The organism is Wenyingzhuangia sp. 2_MG-2023 (assembly GCF_030548295.1).
Lineage (GTDB): Bacteria > Bacteroidota > Bacteroidia > Flavobacteriales > Flavobacteriaceae > Wenyingzhuangia.
This window is the reverse complement of record NZ_JAUOSB010000012.1, coordinates 24538-47772: the sequence shown is the minus strand read 5'-3', so window position 1 is coordinate 47772 and position 23235 is coordinate 24538. Positions and strand designations below refer to the sequence as shown.

General features: G+C 32.3%; 13 protein-coding genes. All 13 read left to right on the top strand.

Annotated elements, in window-relative coordinates; translation table 11 throughout:
* The first annotated feature begins 87 nt into the window (after nt 1–87).
* The 13 genes from Q4548_RS12640 (at nt 88) to Q4548_RS12580 (ending at nt 23229) form a co-directional block, all read left to right on the top strand.
* Entirely contained in the window at nt 88–3267 is a 3180-nt protein-coding gene (locus tag Q4548_RS12640; RefSeq protein WP_303455615.1) for a TonB-dependent receptor, read from the top strand.
* 11 nt (nt 3268–3278) lie between these two features.
* Nucleotides 3279–4910 (top strand): RagB/SusD family nutrient uptake outer membrane protein, encoded by a 1632-nt coding sequence (locus Q4548_RS12635; protein WP_303455613.1) that lies wholly within the window; start codon nt 3279–3281, stop codon nt 4908–4910.
* Nucleotides 4911–4942: 32 nt separating this feature from the next.
* Nucleotides 4943–5884 carry a DUF5017 domain-containing protein gene (locus tag Q4548_RS12630; protein WP_303455611.1) on the top strand — a complete coding sequence of 314 codons (942 nt, stop codon included), beginning with the start codon at nt 4943–4945 and terminating at the stop codon, nt 5882–5884.
* 439 nt (nt 5885–6323) lie between these two features.
* Nucleotides 6324–7586 (top strand): T9SS type A sorting domain-containing protein, encoded by a 1263-nt coding sequence (locus tag Q4548_RS12625; RefSeq protein ID WP_303455610.1) that lies wholly within the window; start codon nt 6324–6326, stop codon nt 7584–7586.
* Nucleotides 7587–7956: 370 nt separating this feature from the next.
* The gene (locus tag Q4548_RS12620; RefSeq protein WP_303455609.1) at nt 7957–9213 is read left to right on the top strand and encodes a glycoside hydrolase family 88 protein; all 1257 of its coding nucleotides are present in this window, start codon (nt 7957–7959) and stop codon (nt 9211–9213) included.
* 85 nt (nt 9214–9298) lie between these two features.
* Nucleotides 9299–12325 carry a chondroitinase family polysaccharide lyase gene (locus tag Q4548_RS12615; protein ID WP_303455607.1) on the top strand — a complete coding sequence of 1009 codons (3027 nt, stop codon included), beginning with the start codon at nt 9299–9301 and terminating at the stop codon, nt 12323–12325.
* A gap of 21 nt (nt 12326–12346) precedes the next feature.
* On the top strand, nt 12347–13579 hold the full coding sequence (locus Q4548_RS12610) for a right-handed parallel beta-helix repeat-containing protein (protein WP_303455606.1): 1233 nt from the start codon (nt 12347–12349) through the stop codon (nt 13577–13579).
* A gap of 24 nt (nt 13580–13603) precedes the next feature.
* Complete coding sequence (locus tag Q4548_RS12605; protein ID WP_303455604.1) at nt 13604–14806, top strand: DUF4861 family protein; 1203 nt, start codon at nt 13604–13606, stop codon at nt 14804–14806.
* Between the two features lie 185 nt (nt 14807–14991).
* Nucleotides 14992–15549: an RNA polymerase sigma factor gene (locus Q4548_RS12600; protein WP_303455602.1), complete on the top strand. Its 558-nt coding sequence runs from the start codon at nt 14992–14994 to the stop codon at nt 15547–15549.
* A gap of 139 nt (nt 15550–15688) precedes the next feature.
* Complete coding sequence (locus Q4548_RS12595; protein WP_303455600.1) at nt 15689–16660, top strand: FecR family protein; 972 nt, start codon at nt 15689–15691, stop codon at nt 16658–16660.
* Nucleotides 16661–16789: 129 nt separating this feature from the next.
* Nucleotides 16790–20395, top strand: a complete 3606-nt coding sequence (locus Q4548_RS12590; protein ID WP_303455599.1) for a SusC/RagA family TonB-linked outer membrane protein — start codon at nt 16790–16792, stop codon at nt 20393–20395.
* A gap of 11 nt (nt 20396–20406) precedes the next feature.
* Nucleotides 20407–21975 (top strand): SusD/RagB family nutrient-binding outer membrane lipoprotein, encoded by a 1569-nt coding sequence (locus Q4548_RS12585; RefSeq protein WP_303455597.1) that lies wholly within the window; start codon nt 20407–20409, stop codon nt 21973–21975.
* 21 nt (nt 21976–21996) lie between these two features.
* The gene (locus Q4548_RS12580; protein ID WP_303455595.1) at nt 21997–23229 is read left to right on the top strand and encodes a BACON domain-containing protein; all 1233 of its coding nucleotides are present in this window, start codon (nt 21997–21999) and stop codon (nt 23227–23229) included.
* Nucleotides 23230–23235 lie beyond the last annotated feature (6 nt).

Sequence of the window (23235 nt, the reverse complement as noted above, 5' to 3'; positions counted from 1 at the left end):
CTAGCCCCTCAAAATTGAATAAGGACTACCTTTTTAAAAATTTAAAAGCATTTTAAGTTTGTACTAAGTCTAATCTAAAACATGAATATGAAAAACAAGCACAAGTTACTTTTGCCAAATTTAGTATATAAAAAGGCAATATTATTTTTAATTCTGGTTGGAGTATTTGGTGTTTTTTCATCAAATGCCCAGAAAAAAGAGATAGAAGGAACCGTAGTAGATGAATTGGGGATGCCATTACCTGGGGTCAATATTTTTAACAAATCAAATTCAACTGTAGAGGTTACCGATTTCGATGGTCGTTTTGTAATAAGTGTAAATAAAGGTGCACAGCTGGAATTTAGCTTTGTGGGGTATGAGCCTTCAAAAATTACAGTTACAGAAGAATCTGTATACAATATAAAGCTGGTTCCAAATTTAAGCGTATTGGATCAGGTTGTTATTATTGGATATGGAAATGTTCAAAGGAAGGATTTAACTGGTTCCGTAGCTTCTGTAGATATGGAGAAATTAACTGAAGCCCCCGTAGCAAATTTTGATGAAGCTTTAGCAGGTAGAGTTTCTGGTGTACAAGTAAGTTCTGGAAATGGTGAACCTGGTAGTGCATCAAGCATCGTTATTAGAGGTGGGAATACCGTAAACGGAGACAACTCACCCTTATATGTTGTTGATGGATTTATTGTAGAAGATTTTAATCCTGGTTTGATAGATCCATCGGATATAGAGTCTATGGATATTTTAAAAGATGCATCTGCAACAGCTATTTATGGTGTAAGAGGATCTAATGGGGTTATTATACTAACCACCAAACGAGCTAAAAAAGGAAAAACAAAAATTAGTTATGAAACAAGGCTTGATGTTAAAGAAGTATCTAAAACTTTAGACGTTTTAAATTCTTATGAATACATAAAATTAAATTTAGAATTGAACGAAGGCTCAACGAGTTTAAGGTTCTTTTCTATACCAGATGAAGTAACAGGAAACAGTGTTATGGTAGGTGATTTAGAAGATTATGTGGATGCACCGACCCGAAATTGGCAAGATGAAGCTTTTAGAACGGCATTTTCTAAAACTCACAAAATTAAAATTTCTAGTGGAGCAGAAAAAACAAAATTTAATGCTTCTATAAATGCTATTGAGGATCAAGGAACTTTGTTGAATTCTGAGTACAATAGACTAAATGGTAGGCTTACTTTAAATCATAAAATAAATGATAAGTTAGATGCTACTGTAGATTTAATTTACACAGATTATTCTCAAGAAGGGTTAAGTACTCAAGGAACCTCTTCTTACTCTTTTTTAAGAAGTTTAATAGGTTATACACCTGTTGCTAATAAATTTTTAGATTATGGAGGTGAAGATCCTTTAAATACCATTAGCGATGAGTATGATTTGACAAACATTGTTTCATGGCATCCAATTATATCATTAAACAATGAATATAGAAAAAGTGAAACAGATCAGTTAATAACAAATCTGCGTTTAATGTATAAAATAACACCACAGTTAACTTTAGATGTTAAAGGGAGTTATAATTCTCAACACAGAAAAACAGGTCAGTTTTACAACAGCCAAACTGTTTATGGAAGATTAGTAAACAAAATAGATGGTATTAATGGATCCATGGACAATAGAAGATGGAAATATTATTCTTCTGTAAATACATTAAGTTATAAAAAGACCTTTAACGATCATAGAATTGATGCGCTTGTAGGTGCTACATTAAACATAAGAGAATTTGAACAAACTTATTTTAAGTCTATAGACATTCCTCAATATGTAGAGCATTTAGGAATTAATGCTATAGATGAAGGAACACTAAACAGTGGAACCGATGTAAATGGTACTGAAAAAAGAAGTGTGCTTTCTTTCTTAGGACGTTTAAACTATAGTTTTAAAAACAAATACTTACTAACTGCTACTCTTAGAAGAGATGCTTCGTCAGCTTTTCCTGAGAATAACAGAGTGGGTTATTTTCCTTCTATAGCAGCATCTTGGAAAGCAGAAGAGGAAAGATTTATTAAAGATTTAGACCTTTTTTCTCAACTTAAATTTAAAGTTGGATATGGTAAAACAGGAAATGATAGAATACTTGATTACAATGCAGGAAATCAAGTCTTAACTTCAGATAACGCTTCATATTTTATAGATGGTCAAACAATATTAGGACAAAGAACGACTAGTTTTGGTGCAAATTTAGATTTGCAATGGGAAACCACATCACAATTTAATGCGGGGATAGATGTAGCATTCTTAAAAGATAGAGTCTCTTTTACTGCAGAAATTTATCAAAAAGACACCAAAGATTTATTGTTAAATTCAGATGCAGCTCCATCTCAAGGGTTTTCTACTCAGTGGGTAAATTCAGGTCATGTAAGAAACAGAGGTTTTGAATTTAGTTTTAATACTCAAAATATAAAAACCAAAAACTTTAGTTGGTCTACAGATTTTAACATTTCATTCAACCAAAATAAAGTAATGTCTTTACCAGAAAGCAAACCCATTTTTGGAACTCCAAATTATTACTGGAAACTAAGTAGTCAACAATATATAGTAGAAGAAAATAAACCTTTAGGTAATATGTATGGGTTTATATCTGACGGAGTTTACCAGCCTGAAGATTTTGAAAATTATGACCCTACAGAAACTACTCATACGTTGTTAGCTAATCAACCAAGTTACTCAAGTCACCAAGCAGGAGATGAAAAATACAAAGATTTAAATGGTGATGGAGTGATTACAAATGATGACAAAACGATTATTGGGAATGGTTTGGCAAAACATTTTGGTGGATTAGGAAATACATTTAAATATAAGAACTTTAGCTTAAGTACTTTCTTTCAATGGTCTTATGGTAATGATATTTTAAATGCCAATAGATTGGTTTTTGAAGACTTAAATACGGTAGGACAAAATCAATTAGCAACTGCTGTAAATAGATGGACTATTGATAATCAAGATACAGATATGTACAGAGCAGGTGGACAAGGATTTGAAGATATTTCTTCTAGAATTGTAGAGGACGGATCTTACATAAGGTTAAAAACAGTGAACTTATCGTACCGTTTTCAAGTAGAGAACTGGGAAAAATTAAAATTAAATAGTTTAGAATTATATGCATCTGGACAAAATCTAATTACTTGGACAAATTATTCTGGTTTTGATCCAGAGGTTTCTGTAAACAGTTCAGCAATTATGCCTGGAATAGATTATTCTGCATACCCAAAACAAAGAACATTTAGTTTAGGTTTAAAAGCATCATTTTAAAAAATACAATTATGAAAATAAGATTAATAATCATATCAGTAACATTTCTGTTTATACAAGGATGTAACAATTTATTAGATATAGAACAAAAAGATAATATCTCTTCAGAAACTTTATATCTTTCAGAATCTGGTGCTATAGCAGGATTAGCAGGGGTATATAGTAGAGTAGTGAGTGCGTATAGAGAAGCAGAAATTAACGCATTGTACCCTTCTAGTTATACAGATGAAGGACATTACAACAGAGTAGGAGCATTTGGTTATATTAAAAATGATTTCTCTGCATCAGACACAAAGTTAAAAGCAGTTTGGACCAATTATTATGAAGGAATTGTAAGTGTTAATACTTTCTTAACAGGAGTAAAAAAATCAAATTTAGAAGAGAGTTTAAAACAAGAGTTAATTGCAGAAGGACATTTTTTAAGAGCGTTTCTTTATTTTGATTTAGAAAAAGCATTTGGAGGTGAAGAAGGAATTCCAATGCAATTAGAAAACACTTCAGGACAACTTTTACCTAGAACTCCAGGAATAGATGTTTACAAACAAATTATTTCAGATTTAGAAATTGCAGAACAAAATTTACCTGAAGATGCTGATGTAACTCCAGGTAGAGCAGGAAAAGGAGTTGCAAGAGGTTTGTTAGCAAGAGCATACTTATATATGGCAGGTGCACCATTTAATGAACCTGGAGCGTATGAAAAAGCTAAAGAATGGACAGAAACCATTATAAACGATCCTTATTATGAACTAAATCCTAGTTATGAAGATGTGTTTAATAACCTAGCAATGGAAATATATGAGCCTAAGGAAGTATTGTTTCAAATAGGTTTTTCTTTTGCCAATTCAGATGTGTATCAAGCCTCAAAATTAGGAGCAGTATCCGGAATGTTAGTGCACGATGAAGGTTGTGGGAAAGGTTTTGCCTTGATGAATGCAACCATTTCTTTAATTCAAAAATACAGATCAGATCTTGCTGATGAAAGAGGTTTGTGGAACGTGAACCCTTATTATGTTCCAAGATTAAATGATTGTGAACCTGAGTTATTGAACAATCAATTTTTAGAAGTAGCATCCAAATACAGAAGATCTTTAGAAAGTAACAATACTAATTCAAGTTATGGAGCTCATCACTGGCCTGTGTTAAGATTTTCTGATGTATTGTTGATGTATGCAGAAGCAGAAAACAACATTACTCCTGGTTCTAGTTTGGCTTTAGATGCTGTTAACAGAGTGAGAAATAGAGCCAATGCAACACCACTAACGGTTATTAATGAAGAATTAATACAGGAGGAACGTAGATTGGAGTTGTGTTTTGAAGGACATCGTAAATACGATCTTTTAAGATGGGGAGTTTTAGAAGATAAGGTTACAGAAACCAAAGAATTGATGGAAACTCTAGCAGCAGATCCAGAGTTTTTAAATACTGATTGGAGTATTTATGCAGAAGCAAATTTAGGAGATGATGGTATTCCGTTAAGTGGTGATGAACCAGATGTTTTAGAAGTAAGATACAATAGTTTCAGTTCGTCTTTTAACTACTTAGATGGGTACAACAATTTTGATATTTCTAAACATTACATATTACCTATTCCAGAACAAGAATTAGGAGTAAATACCAACTTGTCACAAACAAAAGGTTGGTAAAATTCCATCGTATCATTTAAAAGCACATACATATGAAAAGTATACATAAAATAATAACAAGCATTTCTCTTTTAGCACTTGTGTTTACAAGTTGTGAGGATTTTGAAGAAGTAAGCGAACCTAATTTTGATATTACCGTAAGTAATGAAACTGTTAAGGTAGGTGAAGAGGTTGAGTTTAGTATAGAAAATGCACCTAATTTTTTAAGTTTTTATTCAGGAGAATTTGGATATGAATATCAACATAGAGACAGAACTAATATTGATGGAACTATTAATATGTCCTTTGATTGTGCTCAACACTATCAAAATGGTACAAGTTTATCAGATCCTGGATTGTCAGTGCAATACTCTACAGATTATGATGGGTCAGGAACTGCAGAAGCCATAGCTTTGGCAACGTGGATTGATATTTCCGATAAATTTGTGTTACCTACCGCTAGAACGTATGCGTGGACAAATTCTGGAATTGCAGATATTTCTGATTTAGCATCTGAAGGAAAACCAGTTTATATTGCTTTTAAAATTCTAGCAGATGGAAAAACATCAGAAGGAAACAGACAGGGAGAGTATCGTTTTAATAATTTTAATATTGAGTTGGCAGTAGAAGGAAAATCAACATCTTTACCTGTTACAGATTTTGAATCAACGGAATGGCAAACAGTCAATGTTCAAGGAACCAATGATGATACCAACAAAGATCAATGGATTTATTGGTCTGATGGTTTTTTTAGAATGAATGGAACTTCTGCAGATTATACTAATGAAGATTGGTTAATTACAGAACGAATTGATTTAACAGCTATTTTACCAGACCAAGGAGCAGCTTTAAAATCGTATTCAGAACGTTTGTCTTCTTTTACACATACTTACACAGAAGCTGGAATTTATACAGCAACCTTCCTAGGCAACAATACAACGGTATATGGAAGTAAAGAAGGTATAAAAGAATTGACTATTGAAGTTGTAGAATAGTTGCTTTTAAAATAAGTGCTAAAATTTTAGAATAAAAGTTGTGTTTGTTAAGGCTGTAGAAACCCCACTATAGTTTTAGCGACACAACTTTTGTTGTTTTAAGTACAAAAGAGAACTATATAGATATTTGTGCTGTAAGCCTAAACATTTATAAAAACAAAAGCTCTGTATGTTTTTCAATAGATAGTACAAATACAGATAGTATTACTCAATAGAAGTTTTACTAAAGAGTTAAAAGATCTTAATTTTAGGTTTAAAGAATTTTACATCAAGGTAATTCTATTAGAGCCTTATTCAAACTTAGAAAATTATCTATTGTGTTGATAATTAATGGTGTTTTGCTAGTTAGCCCCTCTTTTTGGAAAAGCTAGCCCCTCTTTAAAAACTAAAAGTCAAGTTAATTTTGTCAATATAATTATTAACCTTTAAATCTTTTAGTATGAAAAAAATTACTTTATTAACAATTCTTTTATTTGGAATTGCTACCATTTCAAAAGCACAAGTTACCGCAACAGGTTCGTACTCTGTTGGTGTAGGATCCGTAATCATAACAGATGTTACAAACGATGAAGATAATGGTGATGGAGCTGGAGATGGTGCAAAATTTATTGACGGAGCAGATGGTACGGCTATAGATGAAGCAGTATACTTTACTTTTGATGGAACTATTGAAAATGGTGCCACTTATACTCTAAACACAACATTATACAATGTAAATACTTCTTACTGTAATGTAACAGTGTATTTGTATAACAAAACAGATGGAACAGAATTAACATCAGTGGTTGCTGGAGTTCAACCTTTTAATCACGCTGCAGGAGATGATATCAAAGCAGTGGAGTTAAACTATACTGCTGTAGCTACTGATGCAGGTGATGTCTTAGAAGTGAGGTATGTGAAAACACAAGCGGGTGCTTACCGTAATTATGCGATTGATATTTTAGAATTGAATGGAATAGCGGTTGGTCCTACCCCTCCATCTGTATTGTCTCCAGCCGGATCATGGTCTCCAATTGGAGATACTGAAATAACAAATACTATCGATGATGGAGATAATGGAGATGGAGTGAGTGATGGGGCTATTTTTGTAGATGGATTGTCAGTGGCAATTGGTCAAGGTGTTGCTTTTACATTTGATGATACCATGGAAGAAACAGTTGTATATAGTGTGGTAACGAACGTTTACAATCCAGGTTCTTCATATAACAAAGTCGTTGTTTCTTTGTATAATGTTACAGATGGTCAAGAGTTAAAAACATCAGGAGTTACTAATTTACCAGGAGGTAGTGTAGCTGAAATATCAATAAGTTATACTGCTTTGTCTACAGATGAAGGTGATGTAGTAGAGTTGAGATTTGTGAAAGATTTTGATGGGAATATGTCTCGTGATTTCTCGATAGATAATGTAACTGTTGGTGGTTCAGTAATCTCTACAGACTTGTCAACTTTATCTATAGAAGATACTGTTTTAAATGAAAACGTTTCAGTATATCCAAATCCAGCAACAGATATTTTAAACATAGTAGGGAATGACATTGTTAGTGTAAAAAACATCATGATTTTAGATATTACAGGAAAATTAGTGCACCAAGGTTCGTTTACACAAAATCTAAACGTAAGTAGCTTTCCACGAGGTCTGTATCTTTTAAGGTTAGAATCTGAAACAGGTGGTGTATTGGTTAAAAAAATAATTTTGAAGTAAGAATCATAAAAATAAGAATCAAAGTTTGATTTCTAACAAGGACAGACTTCAAAATTATCTGTCCTTGTTTATCTATATGCTGATCAATCGTTCAAATAAGGAACAATCTAGGAGATGAATTATGGAAGTTATTAAGATCACTCATCTGTTATGTGATTTTTAAAAGAGTTTTCAATAACAAAAAAACAATAGTTTTTTTAAGTATTTGGATTTCAGTGTTCAAAGGTTTTTTAGGAAAGTGAGAACAGTAAATACCTCTTATATGAATAAGAATCCCCTCCTTTTTTTTAAGAAGAAGACTCAATTTTACAATTCGTTCTTGTACTGATGAGAGCGTAAAAACAATTATTTAAATAAAAAGAATAAAAGAATGATGCTAAAAAAAATAGTTCCTAATGTGATAAAAACGGCTTTCTTAAGCTTGTGTTTAGGTTTGATAAGTTGTAAAGGTGAAACTCAAAAATCAAATAAGGCAATCACAGTTTCTAATAAAGATACGTTGTCTGCTTATATTTTAAAAAAAGCCATTGCAGATTGTGAAGCGCAATTAGAAAAATCGGTTCCTAAATTAACGGATTTAACCATGCATCCTAGATTTATAGAAAAAGAAGATAGTGATTGGCATCAAGTGAAAAATGATAAACTAATGTGGACTTCTGGTTTTTATCCTGGAATTTTATGGTATGCTTATGATGTTACTGGAAATGAAAAATGGAAAAAAGAAGCTATCAAACGTACCGAGGTTTTTGAAGACTTTAAAAATATTACAGAACACCACGATATTGGTTTTATGATGTTTCCTGCTTATGGTAATGGAGTTGAAATAGGAAATAAAAAAGAATACAAAGACATTCTATTAACTTCTGCAAATTCATTAGCAACCAGATTCAATCCAAATGTAGGAACTATAAAATCATGGTCTAACAAAATGCATCCAAGATGGAAACAACATATTACGATTATAGATAATATGCTGAATTTGGAATTGTTGTTTTGGTCTGCAAAAAATGGAGGAAATCCTGAGCATTATGATATAGCTGTAAAACATGCAGAAACAACCATGAATAATCATTTTAGAAAAGATCATACTTCTTGGCATGTTTTGGAATACGATTCTATATCAGGAAAAGTATTAAATAGACACACCAAACAAGGTTATGCAGACAATAGCAGATGGTCTAGAGGACAAGCTTGGGGGGTTTATGGATATACAATGGTATACAAAGAAACGAAGGACAAAAAATTCTTAGATTTTGCGAAAGTATTAGCCGATACATATTTGAGTTTGTTGCCAGAAGATATGATTCCTTGTTGGGATTTTGATGTAGCAAACAATCCAAAAGAAGAAAAAGATGCTTCTGCTGCAGCCGTTGTTGCTAGTGCTTTAATTGATTTAAGTACTTTAGTAGAAGACAAAGCTAGTCAAGAAAAATATTACCATGCAGCATTGGCTATGTTAAAGAGTTTAAATTCTACAGAATATTCAGGAGTAGGAATTAACGATGCTTTTTTAAGACATTCTACAGGAGCTAAATCTTTAGGTTGGGAAATTGATGTTGCATTAATTTATGCAGATTACTATTATATTGAAGCTTTGTCTAGATTAAAAAGACTTCAAGAGAAATAGTAAGTAGTTTTAAATGTATTTATAAGTTAGAAAATAAACAGTTATGGTTCGTGTTTTTTCAAAATTAAATCATCAAATAATTTATTTGATATTCATCTTTTTTAGTGTAGTAACAGTATATGCACAAGAAAAATTGCCTGCTGTTGAATCTTTTGAAAGTAAAACTATTTTAAATTTTTACAATCAATCAGCAGGAGATTTATCAATTAGTAAAAAGCATAAAAGATATGGAAATAGCTCTTTAAAGTGGAGTTGGAACCAACAGAGTTCATTTGGTACAGCTCACTTTAAAACAGTATCTATGGAGGAAAGTCCTTTAGCATACGGGAGTTATTTTCCTGCAAGCCCTACGCTAAATATTTCTATTTATAACGAAAAAGCTATAAACGATACCATAACAATTTCTTTTGAAAAAGATGGAGTGCAACAAGTGTATTTTGATGTAGAATTGTCTTTTAAAGGATGGAGAAGAGTTTGGGTTCCTTTTTATGAAATGTATGGAAATGCACCTAAAAAAGGAGAACCCGTAGATTATGATTATTTTAAAGTAACCACAACTTCTAGTCAAGGGGAATTGTTTTTTGATGACATTGTATTTTCTCAATACCAAGATGATAGACATCAATATCCAGATGAGATAGTTCCCTTCATAAAAAAAGATAAAAAGTTAAGAGAAGACTTTTGGATGCCTTTGGCTAGTAATTTTAATCGTATTAAAAACTTAGAGGCAGCTCCTATTTCTGTTGCAACAAGATTAGAACTAAATAAATTTCAAGAAATAATTACACAAGACTTAACAGTTCCTGCTAAGTATAAAACATATATCAATAGTTTAAAATCGGACTTTGATGAGATGGGGATTTATGAAAAAGATGGAGTTGTTTTAGGGCCTCCGTTAACAGTTTATGAGGAACAAGAGTTTTTTGATGAAAATCAGCAAGGAAAACGACGTTATAATGATGTAAAGAAGTTTGGAGCTATCATGAGAAAATTATCTCATTTTCACGATAGATCTTCTCTGGAAGAAACCCGAGAAATAGAAAGTATGTTTGTGCTTGGAACCAAATATTTTTTAGATCAAGGTTGGCAAGCGGGTTCTAATGGTGGAACAAGACATCATGTAGGATATTTTGTAAGAGGTATTGCAGAAGGTTTTTATACCATGAGAAAAGTACTGTATCAAGCAGGTTTGTTAAAAGAGGTAGCAGATAGTATGCATTGGCTTTTTAATTTAGGAATGTTGTTAGATGATGAAAGTACTTTTCATGTAAACATAGATTACTTAAACACACAATCGTATTATCATTTAATGTTGATTTTTTTAGAAGAAAATCAAGAGAAACAAGCAGCATTGCTAAAAGCTTATTCCAATTATATGTCTGCAATTTTGGCTCAACAAAACGAACCAAGAGGATTTAAAGTAGATGGAACTTCATGGCATCATAATGGACATTATCCTGCTTATGGTTTTGGAGCTTTTCAAAATGTTCCTAAAGTAATTAAAACATTATCCAGAACAAGATTTAGAGTTAGAACCGAAGGACATCAAAACTTTAAAAATGCTTTTTTAAAAACAAGTGAATATTGTCAAATTTTTAATTGGGGATTTGGTAATGCAGGAAGACATCCTATAGAGAATAATGGAATAGAATCTTTAAGGCCTCAATATTTAATGATGGCACAGGCTGGAAATCCTAGAGGGAATTCAAAAATAGATCAAGAGTTTGCAGCTGCTTATATAAGACTTTGGGGAGAAGAGGACGTGCTTAATAGTTCTATTTTTAAAGATATAGAAGGTATCAAAGAACAAGAATTAAAATCATACATAACCATGCCCTATGCAGCCACGGCCATTCATAGAAAAAATGATGATTGGGCTGCTATTGTAAAAGGATATAACAAATATGTCTGGGCATCAGAAATATATGTGGATGAAAATAGATATGGTAGATATCCATCAAACGGAACCATACAGTTGTTAAATAACAAAGGAGAAAGTGGTAGTGGTTTTAAACAAGACGGCTGGGATTGGAACCGATATCCGGGAGCTACCGTTATTTATTTGCCTTTTAAAGAATTAGAGCCTAGTAAGCCATTGGTGATGTTTAGAAGCGATGAAACTTTTGCAGGAGCAACGGAATTAAACGGAAATGGAGTTTTTGGAATGATATTGAATGAAGGTAGTGGTTCTAATGCAGATGGAGAAAATACCAAAAATGGTTATCCAGGAAAATTAAAAGCTAAAAAATCAGTATTCTCTTTTGGTGATAAAATGATAGCTATAGGAAGTAATATTTCTAGTATAGATTCTATAAATGCTACACAGACCAATTTGTTTCAAACCTTTTTACCAGAAGCAAAAAAAGTATTGTATTCTTCTGAAGGAAAGATTAAAAAAATACCATCGTTGATAAAGTTGTCAGAAGTATCAGCAAAAAAGAAATGGGTGATAGATCCTTATGGAAATGGATATTATTTGTTATCACAAAATGATACTTATATCCAGAAAAAAGAGCAACAATCCTATCATAATAAATACTCTATCAATACGGGTAAAATGAATGCAAAAGGAAAAGGAGTAAAAGAAACGGAAGGAGATTATGCAACAGGGTGGATAGACCACGGTTTGGCACCCAACAATGCTTCTTATCAATATGTGATTTATCCTTTTTTAGATGAAAAAAGCCAAAATAAATTTGAAGAAAAAGCTGAAAAAGACACTAGTTATAGTGTATTAAGAGCTGATGAAGTAGCTCACATCGTTACTTATAAAACAACAAATACAACAGGTTATGTGGTTTTTGAAGCTGATAAAGACTTAAATAATGGAGTTTTAAAACAAGTGTCAGAACCTTGTTTAATTATGATTGATGATGTTCAAAATAAAATAGAAATCAGTGCTGTACAACCTGATTTGAACTTTGAAGAATATGAGAAATACAGATACAGAAATTATAGTAGATCTGTGTCTGTAGCCATTACTTTAAATGGAAAATGGCAAAGTGAGCATTTAAATTTTATCAAATCAATTACTTACAAAAAAGGCAATACAGTAGTCTTGTTAGAATGTATAGATGGGTTGCCTAGAAAATTTTCAATGAAAAAAATGTAATGAATACTAAGAAACAACAAAATGTATAAATTAGAAGATTTTTTAGTAGTTGTATTGGGGTTTCTTTTTTTTGTTTCTTGTAGTTCCACTAATGTTGATATGGAGGAAGAAATTGAAGAAGAGGCAATCGAAGAAAAGGATTCTGTGGATCAAGATACTATTGTAGTGTTTTCTAATCATAAGATTACAAATGGAATGACTTTTTCTGAGATCAATACCGTTTTAAAATCAGCTTCCTATGGAGATACTATAGCCGTTGAGCCTGGAACGTACGTAATTACAGGAGAGTTGGCTATAAAAAACGGAATTACCATTCACAAAGAATCTTCCGTAACCCCAATATTTACAGCTTACGATACATCAACAACTGAAATGCTAGAGCAATATTGGAGCTCCAACAATAGAGATATTGATATTTACGGTATACAGTTTAGAAACATCCGAATCAACATTAGAAATGCTAGCAACACAAGTTTTAGGTACTGCATTTTTGATTATGGAAGAAGAAAAGCAGGAACTACAAAAACGTATACGCAAGATGCTTACATACAAATGTACAATTGTGATGATATGTTGGTAAAAGGGAATGTTTTTAAAAGAAGACTAGGAAATAGTGGGCGAGGTATTTATACAGTTGATTGTGTAGATACAGGAATAGCCAACAACACTTTTGGTAATAGTGGTGCAGAAGGATATTTTGTAACAGCTATTAATGACAATAGTGATGGAACCTCTATCTCAGGAAATACGATCAGTAGGAATGAATCGTGGGTAGATTTTGATGAAACTGATCATGGTATTTATGTTCATAGTTTTAACGATGTTATTATTGAAAATAATACAATTTCTGGATGGCCCGCAGCTGGAGAGGGTGGAGCTATTAAAATTAGAAATGGAGATGGAGCACTAATTCAAAACAATACCATGACAACTTCGGGTATATTAATGTATGTGTATGTTAGCACTGCAGCTCATCCCTATTTAAAAAACATAGAAATTATTAACAATACCATTTCAGTAGCAAATTCACCAAATGACATCTATCACGGAATTGGTTATTGGAGAAATACAACCTCTAGTGGTTTTTATGAAGAATCTATTTTGATATCTGGAAATAATTTGTCTGCTGGAACTCTTAAAATAACAAGTCCAGTAGATGCAACATTGTTTAATAGCAATAATGGTGGAGTGTATAACAATAGTATAGGTACTATTTATCTAGCTTCAGGAATTAATAATTCCAATAATTATTAATTAATACTAAAAATAATTTATTAAATGAAGAAACATTTAAATATATACTCACTGATTATATTTCTAATATTGTTAGTGAGTTTAATTTCTTATTCTAGTAAAAAAGAAGATTATCAATTGATAATTAAAGTTACTAATACATTAGATTTTAACAGAGCTGAGGTGGTGTCCTTATCCAGAAAACAATTAAACCCACTGTTACAAAAACACTCAGAAACAATTATAAAAATAAAAAAGCAAGGAGAAACGGAATATGTAGTAACACAATGGATAGACAACAATCAAGATGGTGTGAATGATGAATTGTTGTTTCAAGCACATGTTGCTCCTAATTCAGAAGCAAAATATATTGTTGTAGTTGATGATACCTCTAAAATAAAAACTACAAATGTAGTAGCGTATTCTAGATTTGTTCCTGAAAGAACAGATGATTATACTTGGGAAAATGACAAAGTCGCTTTTAGAACTTATGGGCCAGATGCTCAACGTAGGATAGAGGAACAGGAAGAGGATGGAACACTTTCTAGTGGTATTGACTTATGGCTGAAACGTGTAGATTATGCTATTATTGATAAATGGTATTCAAAAAACATGAATGAACCAGGATATTATCACACAGATCGTGGAGAAGGTCACGACCCATATCACGTAGGAACTAGTAGAGGTACTGGTGGAATAGGGGTGTGGGAAAATGATAGTTTATACGTTTCTAAAAATTTCACAACCTATAATAGAGTTGCTAAAGGACCTTTAAGAACAGTATTTGAGTTGAGTTATGCTCCGTGGAGTGCTTATCAAATTTCTGAAAAAAAGAAGATTACGTTAGATTTAGGAAGTAATTTTTCCAAATTCGAGGTTGCTTTACAATCAGAGCATAAAGTTCCAAACTACACAGTTGGAATAACGTTACATAACAATAAAGGAAAAGTGAAATTAAACAAAGAACAAGGATGGTTTAGACATTGGGAGCCCATGGGAAAATCTTATGTAGGTGAAGGAATAGTTATAAGTTCAGAAACTATTTTAGATGCTAAGCAACACGTTTCTACTATTCCAGATCAAAGTCAGTTATTGGTAATTAACAAACCAACAGATAGACTTACCTATTATGTAGGTTTTGCATGGACCAAAAGTAAACAAGTTTCCTTAGTGAATGATTGGGATGAATTATTACAAAAACAAAAGAAAATCATAGAAAACAAACTGATTGTTTCAATAAAAAAATAAATATTTTTAGGAATGAGATTCGAGTAGTTTTATCAATAATCAAATTATTTGGAGAAATGAAAAGGAAGTCTTCTTTTCTAATTCTAAGTTTGATTTTTAAATCTTTTAAAAATCAAACGTTAACATTCCAGTAATATTTAAAAAACCTATTTTGATTACATTGCACTTTTAAAAAAAGTAATAAAATGCCTTCTAATGTAGAACTAGCAAAGCGAATTGCCAATTCTGACGAAATAGCTTTTAGTAGTTTGTATAATAGGTTATGGGAAAAATTGTTTGTTTTTGCTCAATCACTTATTATGGATGAAGTTGAGGCTAAAGACGTAATTCAAGAAGTTTGGTTGGATTATTGGAAAAGACGAGGTGAGATTTCTACAGATAACATTGATGCCTTTCTTTATCAAGCGGTCCGTTACAAAGTTTACAATACTCTTAGGGATAAAAAATTCAATAAAGTTCAGTTAGAAGTTTGTAGTGAACTATCTATGGATGCTCCAGTAGAATTGAATCATGATTTAGACGAAGTAAGTATGCGTTTGAATTATTATGTAAATCTATTACCTACTAAGTGTCGTGAAATTTTTACATTAAGTCGTTATCAAGGATTGGATAACGAAGAAATTGCTGATAAAATTGGTATTTCTAAACGAACTGTAGAAAATCAGTTATCTATTGCGGTAAAGTCTATTAGAAACAATATGGGGAAAGCTGTTTCTGTATTTTTCTTTATTCTAAATTGTTAGGTTATTCTTTGCAAACCTCTCTATTTTGTTAATTAAAAGTTAACAACCTTTCTAAATGTAAACATAACATTAAACCTGCATTTTTAACCGTGAAAGGCTCATGTGTTTGGGTATATACTAATATAGACCTAAAAATAGCATGACAGAAAAAGAATTAAAAATACTCATCGGTAAAAAACAAAAAGGACTTCTTACTCAAAAAGAAGAGGCTATTCTTTTTTCTTTTGAAGAGAAAATGATGGAAAAGAATAAGAGTACTAGTTTCCTAAATAATAGGCATAAATCTATGATTGGTCAAGATATTTATGCCAAAATTAATCAGAACAAACAAAGACGATTGATAGATAGTTGGATGAAAATAGCTGCAGTTTTTATCATTTCTATTTCTATTGGAGGAGTTAGTTGGTATTATTCATCGGAATTAAATAGAGGTGCTATTTTGAAACCGATGGCAGAAATAATAAGTAAAAAAGCAGATTACGGTAAAAAGTTAACGGTTACATTGCCCGACGGTTCTTTGGTAAAACTGAATAGCGGAAGTGAAATTAAATTTCCTGAGTTTTTTAGAGATTCTATTAGAGAAGTAACACTTTCTGGTGAAGCTTTTTTTGAAGTTAAAAAAGACAGTTTACATCCGTTTGTTGTAAAAACTTCACTAATTACTACTCGTGTGTTGGGAACTTCTTTTAATATAAAATCTTATGATGATGAAGATGATATCACGGTAACCTTAGCAACTGGTAAAATAAGCGTGGATATAGAAAATGAAAATGAAATTCTACTAACACCATCGTACCAAGTAAACTATAACAAATCTACCCAAGGTTTTGTAAAGCAAAAAATAGATTTAGATAGGTTTTTGTGTTGGAGAGATGGAGTATTAAGATTTGATAATGAAAAATTAGCTACAGCCATTCCAAAATTAGAGAAATGGTTCAATGTGAAAATTAAAATCCAAAATCAAAGCAGTAAAAATTGTTCGTTTACAGGAGTGTTTAAGAATGCTTCATTAGAAAATATTTTACAAAATATCACATTTGTCAAACCTAGTTTAACTTATAAATTTATCTCAGCTAGAGAGGTTGAAATAATAGGAGATTGTAATAATTAAAAATAAAAACTATGAAATAAACACTTTACACATATAATAAAAAACAGTCTGTTATAAGATACTTTGGCGAGTAAAACAGACTGTTACGGCTTAACAACAACTAATTATAGAAATTATTAAACATTTTTTATGAAATTAATTAAACACCCTTTTGTCAAAATGGTCACAAAATTGTCTGTTTATTTAGCTATTTTATTTTTTGCCAATCCAATGCTTGCAAAATATGCTTTTGGACAAGGACTAGCAGAAACAAAGATATCAATTTTAAAAATAGATGCAACCCCCTTAGAAATTTTAAAAGAAGTAGAATCTAAAACTGAGTATCATTTTATTTACGATGAGTCTCTAAGTAAAATTGATGAGGTTATTACAGTAAAATCAAAAGACATATCTGTTTTAAAAATATTAGAACAATTAACTTTTGAAGCCAAATTAAAGTTTAAACGTATTAACAACAACATTTCTGTACAACAACTATCTAGATCAAAGATAAGTTTGAGAAAAATAACTGGAGTCATAATTGATGAGGCAGGAGAGCCTTTACCAGCAGTCGATATTTTAGAAAAAGGAACTTCAAATCATGCAATATCTGATTTTGACGGTAATTTTAAAATACAATTATCAAGTCTACATCCAACATTGATAATTTCTTACAATGGTTTTATTACCCAAGAAATTGCTGTAGAAAATAAGACTGAATTTAAAATTGTTTTAAAAGAAGATATTACAAAATTGAACGAAGTAGTGGTTACTGCTCTTAATATTACAAGAGAAGAAAAATCTTTAGGATATTCAGTAGCAAAAGTTAAAGAAGAAGATTTAACCAAAACGGTAACTGGAAACTGGATCAATGGGATGTCAGGAAAAGTAGCGGGACTAACTTTTGACCAAGCAGGTACAGGACCAAGTGGGTCTGTAAGAGTTACTTTGCGTGGAGATCAATCTTTAAACTACGGAAGCAACGAAGCTTTATTTGTAGTAGATGGTGTGCCTATTACTTCTGGAATTACATCCACAAGAAGTGTAAGTAACTATGCTCAAGGAGATGCTCCTATTGATTATGGTAATGGAATTAGTGATTTAAACCCAGATGATATTGCTTCGGTTTCTATCTTAAAAGGACCTACAGCAGCAGCTTTGTATGGGTCAAGAGCAGGTGGTGGAGCTATTTTAATTACTACAAAATCGGGTAAAAAAACAAAAGGAATTGGTGTCTCGGTAAACTCGTCTATCACTTTTGATAAAGCAGGTTATTTTCCAGATTTTCAAACAGAATACGGAAACGGATCAGATATGGGAGAAAGTGAGTTTTCTATGTGGGAATTAACATCAGATATGACCAACGATGGTATAGCAGTACCTAGGCATTATTCTCGTTACACATTTGGAGAAAAGTTTGATGAAAACAAATTACGTTACTTGTATGCCTCTAAAGATTGGGATACAGGTGAATTTACAAAACTACCTTATACGTATAAAGATGACTGGTATACTGGTTTGTTTCAAACAGGAGTTACCAAGAGTAATACCATCAGCATTAGCGGGAACAATGGAAATGGAACATCAACTCGTTTTTCGGTTACAGATTTTAAGAATGAATGGATTTTACCCAATACTGGTTTTGATAGAAAAACAGTTTCATTATCGCTAAACACACCTGTAACGGATAGAATTAAATTAAACACAAAAATTAATTATGTTCGCAAACAGAGTGATAACATGCCTGGTGGAGGATATAATGAAAACAACCCAATGTATGCTTTAACTTGGGGATTTAATGTAAATAGTATCAACGATTGGAAAAATGAATATTTTCAAGGTAGATACAATTATGCTAACTGGAATGCCGAAGGTGAGAATGGCCAAGGCTTAGTTTTTCCTTCTAAAAATGGTTTTAATCCATACCGTTCTTTGTATGAGGAATTAAATACACAAGATAAAAATAGAGTTTTTGGGAACATAGGTTTTAGTTTCGATATTATGAAAGGCCTTGTGTTTAAAGTGAATTCAGGATTGGACTGGTCTGATGAATTTAGAACTCAACGTAGACCTTTTTATACTGCAGATTATCAAGATGGTTTTTATAGAGAGCAAACAGTTAGGGGTATAGAGAATAACAATGAAGCAATGTTGAGCTATACAAATAACAATTTGGTGCAGGGTAAATTGGGTGTAACTGCCGTAGTTGGTGCTAACAATAGAGTAAACGAAGATTACAATAGCAAAATAACGTTAAGCCAACTTGGTGAAGAAGGAATTTATCATACAACTAATTTACCAACAGGTGTTATTCCAGATCCATACAATTATAGAAGAAAAAAAGTTGTGAATAGTTTGTATGGTTTGGCTTCTTTAAGCTGGGACAATACTTATTATTTAGACATCACAGGTCGTAATGATTGGTCTAGTACTTTGTCAAAAAATAACAGATCTTTCTTTTATCCATCGGTAGCAGCAAGTATCTTAATGAGTGAAATTTTTGATTTTAGAAAAAATGCAGCATGGATTGATTTTACAAAATTGCGTTTGTCTTGGGCAAATGTAGGGAACGATACCAATCCTTATTCTTTAGATCAATATTATTCAACATCATCTTACCCAGGAGGATATACATTGCCAGGAACTATTCCAGATCCAGAAATAAAGCCTGAAAACGTAGAAAGCTGGGAAGCAGGTTTAGAGGCTAAAATGTTTAAAAATAGAGTTGCTTTTGATGTAACCTTGTACAAATCGTCTACTACAAATCAAATCGTATCTGTAGGAGTAGATCAGGCTACAGGAGCAACAGGCTTAAAAATAAATGCAGGGGAAATTAGCAATCAGGGAATTGAGGTTTCTGCACATTTTGTACCTATCAGAAATAGAAATTTTGAATGGTCTTTTGACATCAACTGGTCTAAAAATAAAAACAAGTTGGTGAGTTTACAAGATGATTGGGATCCAAATCAACCACTTCAAACCGAAATGGGAACTACCATTGGGGGTAGGGTAAATATCTACTCTTATGTAGGGCAACAAATGCATGTAATTTATGGTCGTGGATTTCAAAGAGCACCAGAAGGATCTACTTATGTAGATCAAAATGGTCAAGAACACGATGCTTCGGGAATGCATTTAGTAAATGCAGATGGGTATCCTATTTTAGATGAAGCTCCAGATAGAAAAATAGGAAATGTAAACCCTGATTGGAGAGGTGGTGTTGTTCAGCGTTTTAGATATAAAAACTTTTCTTTAACGGCTAATTTTACAGGGCAATATGGAGGAAACACGTATTCGGTTACCAATTTTGCTTTGTCTTATCAAGGAAAATTGAACAATTCATTAGAAGGAAGGTATGATGGATTGGTGCATAATGGAGTAAACGTTGTAAACAATACAGATGGAACAATATCTTATACAGAAAACACAAATGTTACCAAAAGTATACAAACCTACTACAATTCTTATATATGGAACCGTAACAATGCGGAAACAAATACGTTTAGCAATTCTTATTTAAAATTAAGAGAACTACGTTTGGATTATAAAATACCACAGGAAATCTTGAAAAAGACAGGTTTTTTAAACGATGCAAGCTTAGGAGTCTTTGCTACCAATTTATTTACCATTACGGAATTCCCTCAATACGATCCTGAAACAGGAATGTTAAATGGATCTGATATTTATAAAGGGATAGAAACCATGTCTTTTCCAATGACTAGATCTTATGGTTTCAATGTTAAATTTTCATTCTAAATTCTCAGGAAATGAACAAATTAAAAATAACAATAGCAACAGCTTTACTGGCAATTATTAGCATTGCGTGTACAGGCGATTTTAACGAAATAAATACAAATCCAAACACAACTAATGTAGGAGAAATACAAGCTAGTGGTATGTTTGAACCTTTGTTGTATAACGGTGCTAATTTTTGGCAAAATTATACTTGGTATTGGAACAATGAGTTGATTCAATTCACCGCTTTTACAGGTGGAACCACAAGACAAGAACATCGCTATTTTATTAGTGATTCTAACTGGCAGAGTGTTTGGAATGCCTATAACCGTTATGGGAACAATGTTTCTCACATGTATGATTTAAGTATTGAACAAGAAAATCGTTCTCTAGAAGCCATAGCCTTAACGTTAAAGGTTTTATACATGTCTAACCTTACCGATATGTTTGGTGATATTCCTTACTCAGAGGCTTTTAGTGCTAGAAAAGAAAATGGAACTACAAAGCCTGTGTTTGATACGCAAAAAGAAGTGTATGAACAATTGTTTGCTGATTTATTAGAAGCGAATAGTATTTATGCTACAACTCCAGTTTTTCTAAAACCATCTTTAGATGGTATGTATGGGGGTTCTATGGAACAGTGGCAAAAGTTTAACAACTCCCTTTATTTACGTTTGTTGATGAGAGTAAGTGGACGTAGTGAGATGAATGCTGGAACTAAAATTTCTGAAATTTTAAACAATCCTTCAACATATCCAATTTTTACTTCTAATCAAGACAATGCAACGGTTGTGTTTTCTGGAAATGATCCATATAGAAGTCAATTTGCAGATGAAAACGAAGGGGCTTTTACGAGTTCTGGTAGAAAATTAACAGAGCAACTAATAAAAATGACCGTAGTAACAGATGCAAGTGATCAAGAAACTTTTGTGGATCCTCGTTTGCCTATTATCGGAAAGAAAAATTCGAATGTAAGTGTGAATCCAAATAATATTTGGAAAGGAACCATAGCAGGAGTTACAGAGCAAGACCAAGGTGATGCTGATAGAGGAACTTCTTGGTTAAATACAGAAGTGTTGGCTAGAGCAGATGCTCCAGGAACTTTTATGGATTATGCAGAAGTAGAGTTTATTTTGGCAGAATCTGCTTTAAAAGGATTTATTCCAGGAGGAGAAACTGTAGCTAAAGAACATTATGAAAATGCAGTAAGAGCTTCTGTAGAAAAATGGGCAGTTTTAGGTCAGTTCAGCCAAACTCCTGTAGTAGTTTCTGAAGATGATGTTACAGCTTTGTTAGCTTCTGAATTGGCTTCTTGGGATGCTTTTACCAATAAATATGAGTTGATTGGAAATCAAAAATATTTAGCCCTATTCTGGGTAGGTATGGAAGCTTATCATGAATATAGAAGAACAGAATATCCTGAGTTAACAATTGGTGATGGAACTGTTTTTAATGATTATACATTACCAACAAGATTTGGATATCCAACGACAACTTTAGCTACAAATGCAGTGAATTCTGAAGCAGCTATTAGTAATATGGGAGGAAATACTATGAAAACTCCAGTTTGGTGGAGTAAACAAGCCATTGATGGAAACTAAGAATTTGAAAAACGAAACAGCATGAAGACAAGTAATATATTTAATTCAAGAAGAATAAAAAGGATTGTATACATCATCTCCGTTTTTTGTTTAGGAGTACAGATATCGTGTACCAATGATGAAAATGAGGTTGCTGGTGAAGCTTATTTTACCATAGAAGAAAATCCTACAGGAATTTCTGCAGACACCCAGGAATTTACTCAAAGTTATGTAGTAAGGTCTAACAGACCATGGAAAGTTGTAGCTCAAGATGCAGTAGATTGGGTGAGAGCTTTTCCTGCCGAAGGCGAAGATGATGGAATTTTTAAGTTTGTGATTGATGAAAACATCACTTTTGAAAGTAGAAATGTCAATTTCTCATTTGTGGTAGATGGAAAGGAGCAACCTGTTCTTTTTAGAATTGATCAAACAGCAAATATTCCTTTTATTGTAGTAGAAGCTGCAGAAAGTGGAGTGGCTATTCCTTCTGCGGAGAACAGTTTTCCTATTGCAGTAAAAGCCAATGTAAATTGGACATACACCATAACTGATGGAAGTTGGCTTTCTGAAGTTGCTATTTCTGAAAATGAAATCACATTATTAGCAGAAAAAAATAGAGGAGAAACACGTTCTGCAATTATAACAGTTACTGCAGCAGAGCACCCTAGTCTAGATAAAGAAATTATCATTACACAATCTCCAGGAGATGTGATTCTAGAAGAAAAATTTGATTGGTTAAATTACGGAAGCCCTATTTTTTATACCTATTCAGGAGAGGTAAGAATGGATTCGTGGACTACTGATGAAATGGATAAAGGATGGAATAGTACAGAAAACGAATTTTCTAGCAATCAAAAAGTAGTGTATGCTCGTACAGGATTCTTAAAATTAGGAAAAACAGGATATGGAGGAGATTTAATCTCGCCAAAACTAACAGGGTTAGATGAACCTACAAATTTAAAAGTCACTTTTAAAGCTGTTCCTTATCAAACCAAAGGAGGAACACAAGATGATAATACATTAAATGTTAGTGTTGTGGGATCAGGAACTGTAAGTATAAATTCATTAACGATTGACAACTGGCCAGATTATGATGCAGATCCTGATTGTACAGCAATATGGGAAGATGCAGCATCTAGTTACGAGTTTACCATTACTGGGGCTAGTTCAGATACACAAATAAAATTTTTAGGTGGTGATTATTACTTAGTAGGTGTTGGAAAAGGGAAAAATAGAATTTTCTTAGATGATATTAAGGTAACCATTATTGAGTAAACAGAT